Annotated in this window: 7 protein-coding genes and 3 pseudogenes; 2 read left to right on the top strand and 8 right to left on the bottom strand. The window is 55.1% G+C overall.

Annotation, left to right across the window (positions count from 1 at the left end; translation table 11 throughout):
* Positions 1 to 269: 269 nt before the first annotated feature.
* From GRAN_RS26545 to GRAN_RS25010, 3 genes and pseudogenes are all read right to left on the bottom strand, one after another.
* Positions 270 to 419 (bottom strand): hypothetical protein, encoded by a 150-nt coding sequence (locus GRAN_RS26545; RefSeq protein ID WP_241655143.1) that lies wholly within the window; start codon positions 417 to 419, stop codon positions 270 to 272.
* A 6-nt stretch (positions 420 to 425) separates the two neighbouring features.
* Positions 426 to 554: pseudogene (locus tag GRAN_RS27265) on the bottom strand (cupin domain-containing protein); the annotation flags it as partial.
* A 414-nt stretch (positions 555 to 968) separates the two neighbouring features.
* On the bottom strand, positions 969 to 2,039 hold the full coding sequence (locus GRAN_RS25010; protein WP_161571183.1) for a cellulase family glycosylhydrolase: 1,071 nt from the start codon (positions 2,037 to 2,039) through the stop codon (positions 969 to 971).
* Between the two features lie 801 nt (positions 2,040 to 2,840).
* On the opposite strand from GRAN_RS25010, the gene GRAN_RS25015 reads away from it, so the two are divergent.
* Positions 2,841 to 3,710, top strand: coding sequence for a class I SAM-dependent methyltransferase (locus GRAN_RS25015; RefSeq protein WP_128915791.1), 870 nt, complete (start codon positions 2,841 to 2,843; stop codon positions 3,708 to 3,710).
* Between the two features lie 436 nt (positions 3,711 to 4,146).
* Here the strand turns inward: GRAN_RS25015 and GRAN_RS26550 are convergent, their stop codons facing one another.
* The 4 genes and pseudogenes from GRAN_RS26550 to GRAN_RS25030 form a co-directional block, all read right to left on the bottom strand.
* On the bottom strand, positions 4,147 to 4,452 hold the full coding sequence (locus GRAN_RS26550) for a hypothetical protein (protein WP_241655145.1): 306 nt from the start codon (positions 4,450 to 4,452) through the stop codon (positions 4,147 to 4,149).
* 390 nt (positions 4,453 to 4,842) lie between these two features.
* Positions 4,843 to 5,565: pseudogene (locus GRAN_RS26865) on the bottom strand (phytoene desaturase family protein); the annotation flags it as partial.
* 242 nt (positions 5,566 to 5,807) lie between these two features.
* On the bottom strand, positions 5,808 to 7,187 hold the full coding sequence (locus GRAN_RS25025; RefSeq protein ID WP_128915793.1) for a hypothetical protein: 1,380 nt from the start codon (positions 7,185 to 7,187) through the stop codon (positions 5,808 to 5,810).
* A 698-nt stretch (positions 7,188 to 7,885) separates the two neighbouring features.
* Entirely contained in the window at positions 7,886 to 8,905 is a 1,020-nt protein-coding gene (locus GRAN_RS25030) for a purine-nucleoside phosphorylase (protein ID WP_128915801.1), read from the bottom strand.
* A gap of 1,905 nt (positions 8,906 to 10,810) precedes the next feature.
* Between GRAN_RS25030 and GRAN_RS25045 the strand changes: the two are divergent.
* Positions 10,811 to 11,788 (top strand): annotated as a pseudogene (locus GRAN_RS25045) (IS110 family RNA-guided transposase); the annotation flags it as partial.
* A gap of 673 nt (positions 11,789 to 12,461) precedes the next feature.
* On the opposite strand, the gene GRAN_RS25050 reads toward GRAN_RS25045, so the two are convergent.
* Positions 12,462 to 13,111: GlxA family transcriptional regulator (locus GRAN_RS25050; protein WP_128915796.1), on the bottom strand; the 650-nt coding region annotated here is incomplete at its 5' end.

Here is a 13,111-nt window from a genome sequence, read left to right on the forward strand (position 1 = left end):
GCGCGGGTGGAGCATCGATATACACGCGCCTCTGCTCATCAAACCACTTGAAGTGGTTCTTTCGCGGTGATTCGTAACTTTCCAGTGATCTCCCTCCCGCTAGCGAGATAACTGAGTCGACGCTGAATCGCCGAGGCAATCCAACACTAGCAGGAACGATGACGGTGTGGCTCGGTGCTTCTTGTGAGGGTGGTTTCGTTAAAGCTTCAAAAGCAGCAGGCTCTGTCACCATCGATGTCTCACTGTCTGCACGCAGATTACGGCGGTGCTCAGGAGTTCTCCGCCTTGGGCGAGGGGAAGTAAAAGTAGCCATAATGATCGCTGATTTCGGTCATGCGTTTAAGGTCTTCTGGAAGCTTTAGGCCGGAGATCGCGCGAGAATAGTCGTCGATTCCGCCGCCATTCGTTGTAAGCATCATTCGGCCAGCCGTTTCGCCTACATTTCGGAAGGCATGGTAGGTGTTCCGCGTGGAAAGGATAGATCGACCGACCGTCATCGGAATCCCTGCGCCATCTTTGTAGAACTCGTATTCCCCTTCAAGAACCGTACAGATCTCTTCCTCTTTGAGGTGCTATGTGGCGGCGGTCCACCTTTTGGTGGTGTCGTCTCTACGAAGACGCAACAGGTGTAGTTTGAAGACCGGCTTGAAACGACGATTCAAGCGTGAGACCGTCCAGAATTGTGATGATTTCTTTTTCCGCCAAGATTTCTCCTCCTCGTAGTGTCGAAGCGCGAATGCTTACAGACAGGGTTATGCGCGACCGACACTTTTAAATGTTGAACATTCCTGCGGGTGCAGTGCGAAGAACAGTGCAGCTGTATCTCCTTGCTCCTCGCCGCTCGTATGCGGTCCCACAATTTGTCTGAAGAGAGCACAAGGAAAGCTCAGGATCATCCGGGCCACGGTGGCCCACGGGCACGTGAAAAGCTGGCACGCTATACAGGATGCGAGCGCTCAAGGACGAACTCATGGTTGAAGCCGCCCTTGAAAGAATCGCTCGACTGCCCTGCCGGGTCCAAAGCCCGGTTCTCCACATGTCAAACCTTCAAACGCGCTGATCTGGGGCGGAAAACATGGAAAGTACTGCCAAACTTCGGCCCTGAAATATCCCAGCCGTATGCCATCAAGCCGATGCCACGCCCATTGAGGTAGCGGAGAAACTCCTCCGCGTATTTTGGGGTACCCAGGTCGCAATAATACTTGGGCACTGTCGTCCACTCGGTCACAACGACGGCGTGCGTTCGTGCCAAGTCCCCGAACTTCCCATGAAGGCGCCGTCTGATCTTGAGCACGATGGGCATATGGGTGTGATGCGTAGACTACCTGTCCGTCAGGATCATGCAGCGCTGGTGCACCTCCTAACCTCTCGGCGAAGAGCAGACCGTCGGCTATCGCGACATTGGAAGCTCCGGCATCGCGAACGACCTTGAGCGTAGCGTTCATCTCGTGAGCCCACTTGCGCCAGTTTTCGGGGTTTGGGGGCAGATCCGGTTCATTGAGGAGTTCATAGATGATACCGTGATCTCTCGCGAACACAGGGGCAAGAGAAGCCCATACACGACGGGTGGCGTCGTTCAGCAGCGACGCGACTCTGTCTTTTTTCTCGCCAATCTGCTCTTCATCCTGGACGCTGAGCATCACGATGAGCCCAGCCGCTCGAGCCGCGTGTACGGCGTCGATGACCTGCGAACGAAAGGCAGGGGTGAACAAGGGATTCTGAGGGTCGAGTCCCGGTTGTGAAATCTGAATACGCACTGAGTCGATCCCGTATGAGCGCATGGCGGTGTAATCCGAAGGCGAGTAGTGTTGGTACGCTTCGGTGAATACGCCCTGTTGTGCAGCGGGAGGTGCGACAAAGGCAATCTGTACAACCCCGTGAGGAGTCCACGGACGACCGTCTCTTTGAAGCCTGCCGCCTGACACAGAAATGGAGGCCTGTCCGCAGGCCGAGGTCCACGCGACAAGAGAGATGGTGGAGAAAAGTAAAGCGTGTTTGAACCGGGACAACACTTTATACCGTGCTTGCAAGCGCTTCATTTGTTCATCCTCAAACCAGAGTAGCGTCACACAGGCAGGGGAACGTATGAACGTGAGCGTCCCTGCAATGAGCTCCGCGTTGCTACGCATCCGCAAGTAAGTGGGCGACCCCATCATGGTTCAGGCAGGTAGAGGACTTGTCCCCACGCCGAAGGCGTTGGAGGCTCGTGCTCGTGTACGTGCGCACGCTCAGGAAGCACAGTCCTTGATCCAAGCCCGAGCAGTACCACTGACCGGGCGGAGCGTAGCTTCACAATTCGTGCCGAGGAATCTCTCGTTGGGACTTTCGCATCCGCAATCCTTAGAGAGGTTCGCAAGAAAGCCTGCAAGATCAACCTGCAGTTTCTTGCTCAACGAACTGAAGAGATCGGGCCGTTGCGCGAGGGCATTATCGATCTCGACGTTGGGGATATAAAACTTCGAGGGCCGGAAGTTAAAGTTTAAGGCCTGTTCATTGATAAATTCGTGGGTGTAGTTCGTCTTGGGCATCCGTTGTCGCGAGCGCCAGTGACGTTGAAGCGCCACATCGAATATGAGCACATCAGCGCATCGCGCCGCGGACTGCAGTATGGCCCCATCGATGAAGCACTCACTGAGCGCTGGGTTTGAGTAGATAGTGCTGCAATGAGTAGGATGGATCTGGGGATAGTATCCAGTTTAGTTCCTCCCTGCTAGCGACTAACGAGGTACGTATACCGCTCTTTTAACGCTAGCCTGATGAACCGAGTTCATCTTGGTCCGACTGACGCTGCGACAGATCTTCTACCTGCAGTTGTGCAACTATGAAGGAGGGAAGTTTACATGAGCGATGAAAAGAAGATGACCTCCGCGAGGACGAGTCACGCCTCTATCGTCAGTATGACACCGAGCACTCGAGACGAGTCTACTCAAAAGGCAAGCAGCCCCATAAGCCTCTATGAGAAGATGGGCGAGCGAACCACGCAACCCTTTGCCATCCACATCCTCGATGCGTTGCAACCGATCTTAAACCTCGACCTTATAGATATTGCCGCTGGCACCGGTGGATTGGCCCTTGTTGCCGCCGAGCGTGGAGCAAGGGTGCTTGCTACAGACGTGAGCGCGCCCATGATCGACCGAATACGTGAACGTTTGGGCCCAGGCCAACGTGGCCGGGCGGAGATCATGGACTTCAGTACGCTGAACCTGAGGGACGCTAGCTACGACATAGCAGTATCCAATTTTGGGGTGCTTGCGTTCTCGAAGTGGCGGCTTGGCTTAGCCGAGATGATCCGTGTCACGAGGCACGGAGGACGGATCAACCTTTCGATGTGGACTCAAAGGGACGATTGCTCTCCGGCTCACCTTATGAAACGGGTGTTCAGCACTCTGTTTCCCGCCCGGGTTCTTTGGCCTGCCGACATGTTCCCTGTTTTCACGGAAGAAGCACTGCGCGCTGACGTGCGAGCTGCGGGCTGCAGCGACGTCCAGGTCGAGGTTGTGACAGCGGACTGGAGTCCGTTCTCCTCGGTAGACGTCGTAAGTGAATGCCACCCTATGTTCAAGGGCTTTCCAGGCTATGCCACGTTGACCCCTCTTGAGGCAGAAAAACTGCACGCTGCGCTACAGGATGCGTTCCAAAGCTATGCCGGAGAGGATGGCGTCATCCGTCTCCCGACAAGAGCTTTCGTTGTCACTGGACGGCGGCTCTGAGCGAACCATGCCTAGATCAGTCCCGGACAACGCCTTTGTCGGAAGTTGGCCATGCATAGTCTGAGGCCTGAGCGCACGATATTTACGTTTGGTGTTGGGGTCCAATAGCAACTCGAGCCAGTTGTTTAAGAGGGGGTCGCACGAGTTCCTAATTCCTATTGAGGAAAGCTTAGTCAAGCTATTGCGAGTTCTTTTGTCTTCGCGCTATACGATGCGGCGAGCGTTTCCGCCGATTGGACAGCCCGTTTTTGAGCGAAGGCTCTGAGATGAACGTGATGATTCGCGACTGGAGGCTGCGCACTAGCGAACCTAAAGTCGCTTAGTACCTGCAACAACCGCCCACCGCTTGGACTAGTCAGGCTCCGACGCTTCGAGCAGAAACTTCGTAGTAGATTTGGCGAGAGAGTGCGCGCCTGACAGGCCGCCGTCGACATCCTCAGCGGGGCCGATGATCGGCCAGTGCTGCCGACGCTGCGAGATAGCCGCACATTCCGTGCACGCCACCACCTGGAGGGGTGGATGCGCTGGCAAGGTAGATACGAGCGTTAGAGGTTCGGTGTCCACGAATGGTCGGCCGTGCAAGCATCCCTTTCAGCGTCATGGCACCACCCGATATGTCTCCCTTCGCTAAGTTCAGGTTCCAACGTCCTAACGCTCTCGTATTCCAGGCACAGCGGTCGAGAACGACATCGCGGAAACCGGGCGCGAAACGCTCAATTTGGGTTTCGATGGATGCGCTCATATCTCGCTCTGATCCATACGGAACGTGGCAGTATGCCCACGCCGTGTGTCTGCCAAGTGGTGATCGGGTTGAATCTATGAGACTAGGTTGCGTGACGAGAACAAAAGGTCGCTCATTGTGGCGGCCATAGAACGCATCATGTTCGGAGCGGGCAATCTCAGGCAACGTCCCGCCAAGATGTACTGTAGCGGCCCGCAGACACGCAAGATCTCGCCCGGGAATGGGTTCCCGCAAGGCGTAATCGATCTTGAAGATGCCGGGACCGGGACGAAAATGTGTTATTCGCTGACGAAATGCCAAGGAGAGAGCGCCCCCCGATATGCTGGCCATAGACTCGGCTGACGTGTCGAAGAGTGTGATGTCGGAGTGCGGAAGTCCTGTAAGCGAAGTCACCTCGACTCCGGTGTACAGCTTACCGCCGAGTTCAGTAAGGCGATTGACGAGTGCGCGACTGATGCTCACGGCTCCACCACGTGCGATGGGCCAGCCCGTAGTGTGGCCCGCGGCAAGCATAACGAGAGCAACGGCGGAGCTCGAGGCCTTCGTGAAGGGAATTACCGAATGTGCAGCGCATCCAGCGAACAGCGCTCGGGCCCGCTCGTCTCGAAAGAGGAGCCGAGCTAAAACTTGTGCAGGAAGTAGTGCCGGGATACCGAAGACGCCCATCGCAACTGGATGCTTTGGGACGCGCAACAAGCCACGCGTAAAATCGTCGACTAAATCCTCCCACGCACGGATTGTCGGGCCAAGTAGCAATCGATAGTTTCGAGCGTCGTGTGCTGAGAACTGCGAGATGGTTGACTCGACTTCGGATTCGAGAGTAATGGTTGAGCCGTCATCGAGAGGGTGAGCCATGGGAACACCCGGTTGAAGCCATTCGAGGCCACACTCTTCGAGTTGCAGCGCGCGAAAGGCCGGTGACGCGATTCCGAGTGGAAAAACGCTTGAACCGATGTCATGGAGGAAGCCAGGAAGGGTGAGCTCCCCGGTCGCCGCAGCCCCACCAGGCTGGACATTGCGTTCGAAAACCGACACCTGGACTCCCGCTAGCGCCAGTGTCACGGCTGCTGTCAGTCCGTTAGGGCCGGAGCCTATAATGTTGGCCGAACGCAACGATTCGCACCTCCTCCATCACACTTTTCAACGCCAAATGACATTAGCAGCAGGCAGGCTATCAGAACAGTTCCCGTATGAAAGTGAGAGGTTTCGACCAGACGGAATGGGCGAGTCTGAAGATCACTGTAGTCTGACGGGTCGAAAACTGAGTAGACGTAGATCCGCTTCTACCCGGTCAGGGACACCCGTCGTACCTACTATAACAATTGCCTTGCTACCTTGATCAGTCGCGGACGCTCTCAGCGCTCCAGTGCCCACTCGTTTATCCAATGAAATCCGCGGTCGAGCAAAGGATAATGATCCGGCAGAGGAACCCGGCTGAGTGTGAGGGTGCCGAGCATCCCAGCGCTGTCACCGAACGGCTTGAGAACAAGATGATTGGGGTCTGGTTGGGCGAAGAGGTAGCTCCCTTGAAAACGAGTTCCCTCAAACCACCCCGAGTAAAGAGATAGGGTTCGCTTTTGAGGATCAACCTGTATGCCGGCACGCCATAACCTACCGTCGCTTGATCGAGCCATCACACGGCCATCCGGTTCGAGGTAAAGTGCTGTCAGGGGGGATCCTTCTGCTGTCAGGACGGGAGTATCGACATTGTGACCGTCCAGGCGGAGCACATCGGAGTCGACGCGCCATTCGCCGGTGAGCGCACCGGGATGCCGCACGTTCTGGCTTTCCTGTTTGGCCATCGTGTACGCACCGGGGACGAGATTATAGATTGCAAGGAGCACGAAACCCACTTCAATGACACGCGTCCCGATTCTGAACTCTCGTCGTTCCAGCGCTGGGACCCAAATGCCGGTGGGAGCCGTCATCCGATGGAGCCAAAAATACTCGTACAGCGACCCTAGATCCGGCGCGATCACGGCAACTGTCGTTAGGAGGATCATACCAGCCCCTAACTTGACCGGAACATCGAAGAATAGGTTAAAGAGCAAGACATTAGACATGATGAAAGCGTTCAACAGCGCGCCGAGCAAAGCAGTCCGACGAAAGAAGAGTAGAACGCCCGCGAGCATCTCGAACGCCCCACAGAGAATCTGATACAACGGGTGCAGACCGATCATGGTCCATAGCAGAGTCATCGGTGAACTCTGTCCCAGCGGTTCATTCAGCACCGCCAGTGATGGTCGGCTCATCTGCAACGGGAACACCTTGCCTGACCCATATCTAAGCATGAGAAACACGAGCAACATGCGCAACAAGAAACGTAGCCAAGCAGCCGCGGTCTGGTAGTGCGGTCGACGCCTATCCAACACACGCCAAACAATTGCGCCGAACACGGAAGCGCAAAGGATCAGGCCAAGCGTAATCCAGTTGAGCGCCGTATCGCGCGAGTCAGTCGGGTGCGCTTCCATTGCAATTCCGCTGAGATGAAACGCATGCACACCGGTCCATTGCGCGGCGTGAAATGCCACAAAAGAGATTCCGTTACTGATCGCATCGCCTACGAACGGAATGATTGAGAGAGGTGAGAATATGACTACATCGGACAGAAGAAGAAACAAGAATAGAAGACAAAAAGCAAAGCGAAACGGCACCGACCAGCACACTCGATCGATCTCGTCTGCCTCTGCATTTTTCTCCGAGAAAACGAAACTTCGCTCGGTAGCTTGATTCACGGCTCCGGGCAGCCTATGTGTAGACATCATCACCTCTTTACTTTTTACTTCTCTGCGCTCTCTAGAGTGGTGCACAAGTGCAACACCATGCTGATTGTGAGTGACCCTGGAACTCGCCAGTTCAATGGAGACTCAGCGCGCTTAGCCACTGCAGAAGGCTCAGCGTTCCCTCTCGTTCTGGCACGCCTTGTGTGTGGTCGCGCACATTCGTGGCCACATCAGAGTTTCGCCGAAATCTAGGTTTGGACATCGCCCAAAACTGGGAGGAAGCACCACATATGGACAAAAAGCAGATGATTCCCGCCTAGTTGAGTTCGTGGCTGCCGATAGGCTCCAAGCGACTCGATTCGTGGTGCCTAGCTTATGGTCTGACACCCACGACTCACCGAGCAACCATTGCATGGCTGGTTTCGGGAGAGCGTCCGTAAGTACGCCCATTGGACCCCCAGTCACAAAAGGTGAGATGGAATGCGGCGAAGTTGGGAATGAGCAACTAGAGCGTCAGCCAATATGTCCTCCGCAACGTTATGAGTAGACACAGAGAGAACCGGGTCATGCGTTTCTCCGCTTTACGTGGTAGACGTGGAATGGCAGATTGATTCCGTCATGTCCGATTTTCAGTTACATTCGCTGCACATTACCTTCGTTCGCAGCAGGTGATTCTCAGAAATCGTTTCTAGGAAACATCAAGCGGGGTCCTATCGCGGCGGAACTCCACGCCGCCAAGCTGACCAATGTCCCGCAATTTCCTGCACCAACGTGTTGCCTGCGAGGTAAAGATTCATGACTGCGGGTTCGAAGCCTCCAGCCGATTGGTAATTGAGGAGAGTACTCGCATCACTTCCGCCGGGAGGAGCTCGATCGAAATCTGAACCTGTGCGGAGCACAGCCACACGGTTTGTGTCCACCAAGTGTTCTCCAGCCGCCCGCATCAGAACCGCAAAGGTTGCGTTATCCTCTTGCTGACTGGTGCAGGCGACGGCATGGTGGTCCGTTAACTCCGATGCCCATACATCAGCGCGTTCAGTCAGATGGGTTCCAGAAAACCAGGTATCACTTGAAAGCGTATCGCACTGGACAACGGCAGGTGCCGCATTAGCAGGAGCATAACCGTAAACAGCTCGTGCTTTCTGAGCGCTAGGGCTGTCGGTAAGCTTCACACTTTCAGAGAGGGAGAAAGCGCGATTCACCAGCTCGTCATTGAGTTTAAACACCTCTGTCCCATAAATTAGCTGAGGCTTCTCAGCTGGGCTCATTGTGTTGATGCCAAGATATCCACTTGGCCAGGCAGCTGGAGCATCTCGTTTGTCGAGTTCCCATTGAAGACCGAAGTCTACCAAGTAGTGTGCCCAGGCGGCAGTGCCGAGGGTACCACGAGCTGGGTTTATTCCAGCGACGCCAGCAATAAGCCAATAAGTCTTCTGAAGATCAAATTGCCGTGAGTAAATAAGGGCACTAATCGACGCGGCGGCATTGGCGTAACCCATCCCAGTGGTGACCTGACACACCCCATCACGGCCGCAGTGTACAGCTGAGTCGGCGGGCAGGAGACCAGGCACCACCGTAAGCCTATCTAGCACCCGGTGCGAGCGCCACACCTCTCCTTCCGGACCAAACATCGAGACGATCATAACTTTGACGGTGATTTTGGATTTCGGCTCAGCGAAGCTGTTTGAGCTTAGGAAGACAATTATGCTGATGACAATCCATTGGTACATTCTCAAGAACGACCCCCTCCTGGTCTATGTTTGTGGCAAGTCATTGCTGTCAAAACACTCAGCTTGCGCCCTTGTGTTGCTTCATCCCTGCTACTATGATCGCCGGTCAACCGGTCTGTGAAGGCGGAGTAGTACATGTCTGCTCCTGCCCATTGTTGACGGGAGGGCGGTCACAAGCCGCGACCTGCGGCGTAAGCCTCTCTCAGAGAGAAGGCTCATCAACCGCTCGCGCCACACTCCCTTCAAGGTGCGCTCAAAATGTGTGCAGGTTTCGAGAAATACTGCAAGCAGTTCCTGCCCTATGTAAGGAAGCACTGTTCTCCTTCACGACGTTATGACAATGGTTTGTTTCCGAAGTACGGTGAACCAACCCGGATACAGAGTTGAGTGCGCCTAGATAATTGACTCGACGATTCCGCCCTCAACCCGAAGAGCGGAGCCGGTGGTTGCCGTTGCCTGCATCGAGCATGCATAACAAACCAAGTCGGCAACCTTCGCGACGCTAAGAATGCGTTGTTCGATTGAGCTTGGATAGCGTGCCTTTCAGGGACTGTCGGAAGGGCCGCCCCTTCAAAGCGTTGGCCTTGTTGCGTTCTTATCCCGCTTACCATGGCCTCGACCCACTCCACCGTGGTTACGACTGGCGACACGGCATTGACCGATCCCAGACGTGCCCGCGTCAGGATGCCATTTAGACCGCATCGGGCAGGTCTCTTGGAAAATTATGCGGAAAGATCGGACGCCGACTTCCATATGCGATTTTCGAAACGCAGTACGTAACTCGAGACGCTACGACAACGTTCATCCAACGCTGCTTGAGTGTTGCCAACCTGAATGACGACATCCAGATTGGCAGCGCTGTGAGCCTAGCGGGGGCGAGAGGGGGAAACGGTCTGTGGTGTCACGCGCGGGTCAGTGGCAGCGTTGTGATTGCGGTCGTAAATTCCACGTGAGGTACGGTTTTGTTCATTGGCGAGCCTGTGCCGATCGGTGGCCGTTAGATTGCCTCCATCTCTGTTTCGCATCCGTGTCTCTTGATTTGCAATTTTAGCCTGATTGCGGTCAGCCCTAGCGGCTCCTCCAGGAGTAATCTGACCGTCGGCTACACCGTGGTTAATGCGGGCTTGCTGACGCGCTTGTCGCTCCTGAATCGAGTGGCGTTCCGTCTGCGTGCTTTGTGCCATGGCGAAGGCGGTCGGCAGTACCAAAACAAAAGCTGCGTGCATGATAAATCTTGAGTTCATAACAAATTCCTTTCTTGTTCCTTTTACGGTGACTGAAAGCTCGCACATTAGCCCGTCGCTAGATTGGAACCCAAAAGGGTTGAGCTGGTTGTGCTATGCGCGGCGTCTGTCCGATATCGTGAGATTCTTGGCCGTATGAGCTTGATGAAGTTTCTGCCCTCGGTCTGAACCTGGCTACTGATCTCTACGGTTCTGTTGCAAAGACGTTTTCATGCCCCAAGATGTTAAGGTGGGGCGTGGGCAAGGAGCCCACGGCTAGTATGCAGATGAGCGTTTCTAGAGTTTTTGCAATAGAGCCGCTTGGCGAACGGCCTTCACCTCATTGCGAAGTGGGCCAAGGCGAGTAAGTTCGAGGTCGTCACGATAGAACATGTTGTATGTGTCATCTGGAACTAGGCGTTCACCGTGCGGGTGAGCGATGTGGATACAGGTCTTCTTAATCGAACGGAGATCAAAGGTCTGCGTGTCGAAACTGGACGATGAGAATAGGGAAGAGATTGCAACTCATAATGGCCGGGAGGATTCTTCTCCATCAAAGACTGATTAGATAAGGTCGACGATTCAGCACTTTCCTCTAGACTCTGGTTGGTTTAGGAACCAGGGTCGGCGGGAAGGAGGAGCCCCGATGATCTTCATAGGTTGAGATTTCCATCCAAGCTTTCAGCAGATTGCCATGCTCGATACTGAGCGTGGTACGACGACGGAGCACAAGCTGATGCACGCGTCAGGTGAAGCGGAGCGATTCTGTCGAGCAATAGCATCGCCCGCGCTTGTGGGCATTGAAACGGTCGGCAACGATCAGTGGTTTGTTCAGTTATTGGAGAGACTTGGCCATGAGGTGTGGGCCGGAGATGCGGCCCAGATTCGTGCCAGCTATGTACGGAAGCAGAAGACGGATCGGCGAGATGCCGGACACATTCTGAAGCTCCTGATCGAGGGGCGGTTCCCTCGTATCTGGGTTCCCGGGTCGGAGATGCGGGATCACCGTCAGTTGCTGGTTCACCGCCATAAGCTGGTTCAGATACGGACACGATTGAAGAACGAGCTGCAACATCTCATGCTCAACCAAGGCATGCAGAAGAAGCAGAAGCTCTGGAGCACAGAAGGCCGAGCTGCGCTGCAAGCCTTATCGCTCGATCCCTGGGCAGATCGTCGAAGGCGCGATCTGCTTCATCTGGTCGGCATCCTCAATGCTCACCTCGAACAGCTCGATGAGGCCGTCAAGCAGGTCGCTCTGCCGTATCCTGACGTGCAGCTTCTGTTGAGCCAGCCAGGCGTTGGTCCGATCACTGCCCTGGCATTCGTCTTGACCATCGGTGACGTCCGCCGGTTCCCGCGAGGCAAGCAGGTTGCCAGCTATCTGGGCCTGATCCCTCGAGAGCACTCGTCTGGTGGCAAGCAGAAGATGGGCGGCATCACGAAACAGGGCAGCCGGCTCATGCGGTTTCTTCTGGTCGAGGCAGCCAACATCGCCGTTCGCTTCGATCCCGACTTCCGCAAGGAGTACTCCCACCGCTGTCATCAAAAGCACTTCATCGTCGCCAAGGTAGCTGCCGCACGCAAGCTGGCGATTCGGATGTACTGGATCCTGCGGACTCAAAAGCCGTATCCGCAGGTTCTCTCATTGAGAGCAGCCTGAATGTATTCTGGTCAGCGCAAGCCAGACCGACAGGCTGAGTAGGCGCTCTCGCACCCAGCACAGGCCGGGTGTCCGCATAGAAGGATCATGGTCGCAGTTGTGACCGTATTGATGGTTGGTGGAGAATACTCCTCCGTAGTTGATTCGATGAGAACCCGCTCGTGCCCTGGTTCCTAAACTCCTTGGTCTCGAGCGTTGCTCATCGCAACGGTAAGGAGAACTCTGCCCTTGACTACACCTTCGCCCTTATTGACGAATACATTTGCGCAGACTTGTCTTCTCGACCGAACTTCCCCTTGCAGTCCTGCGGCGGACCATACATTTGAGGGCGCTCCGTTGGATGGGAAAGGCGGCCGTGTAGGAGGAGGGTTTACTACGATTGGGATTGACCCCAACCTCAGTATGCCCCACAACCTGAATACACCTTAACGCTCGAGCATTCGCTGACGAATAACTTTGTCGCCAGCGTGGGTTACCAAGGATCTCATTCCCGAAATTTGATCACGAATGGAGGTAATCTCGCCGCCCATACGTACGGAAACGATGTTAGTGCTTTCGCGGGTCACTTGCTGCAACATGAATTCCCGCGTTGTTGACTAGTACGTTTAGCGCTGGAAATCGGTCTTTTATCTCAGTTGGAAGATGCCCACCATCTCCTGATCCAAGCATGCAATTACTCTCCATCGTCAGGTACAGACTTCGATCTCGGGGTCTGACTTTCACTGTTCATCGTCCGCTCGCTGCTTCCAGACGTATTGAGCTGAGCTGTACAGGCCGGCAGACTCAAGACATCGGTCCGTTCAGAGTTCAGCGGTTCGTCGTCCCCCTGGGTGATGGGGAGAGAAGTGCCGACCTGCAGGTGAAGACGATATCTTCCGGGCGAGGCCCCAAAGCTCTTTGTAAAGAGTCGCCGGAAGACTTCCACACTACCAAAGCCACTAACCCTAGCGACATCTCCCAAGCTGAGATTTTCATCGGCTAGGTTCCGGCGCGCAGCCTCTAAACGTAACTCGCTTACATGGCGCGCCGGGGTCCTACCTACCTCGCGGACGAAGTACCGAGCGAAATTTCTTGGACTCATCGCCATTCGTCGAGCGAGACTGGACACCGATAAGTCTTTGTCAAGATTGTCCGCCATCCAGACGAGGAGGTTGCCGATCGAACCGACGGAGGATTTCTGTGCCAGCAATGTCGTACTCAATTGTGGTTGGGTACTTGATCGGCGGAGAAACAATAGCAAATGTTTCGCAGCTTCCGCGGCAGCGTTGGTTCCTAGGTCCTCTTCCACCAGCGCAAGAGCAAGATCGATCGCAGAAGTGCCAC

Origin of the sequence: Granulicella sibirica (assembly GCF_004115155.1) — a bacterium.
Classification (GTDB): domain Bacteria; phylum Acidobacteriota; class Terriglobia; order Terriglobales; family Acidobacteriaceae; genus Edaphobacter; species Edaphobacter sibiricus.

Bases quoted from the DNA above. Each gene is read 5' to 3' on its own strand.
- GRAN_RS26545 (WP_241655143.1), bottom strand. From the start codon at position 419: ATGATGCTTACAACGAATGGCGGCGGAATCGACGACTATTCTCGCGCG.
- GRAN_RS25010 (WP_161571183.1), bottom strand. From the start codon at position 2,039: ATGAAGCGCTTGCAAGCACGGTATAAAGTGTTGTCCCGGTTCAAACAC.
- GRAN_RS25015 (WP_128915791.1), top strand. From the start codon at position 2,841: ATGAGCGATGAAAAGAAGATGACCTCCGCGAGGACGAGTCACGCCTCT.
- GRAN_RS26550 (WP_241655145.1), bottom strand. From the start codon at position 4,452: ATGAGCGCATCCATCGAAACCCAAATTGAGCGTTTCGCGCCCGGTTTC.
- GRAN_RS25030 (WP_128915801.1), bottom strand. From the start codon at position 8,905: ATGTACCAATGGATTGTCATCAGCATAATTGTCTTCCTAAGCTCAAAC.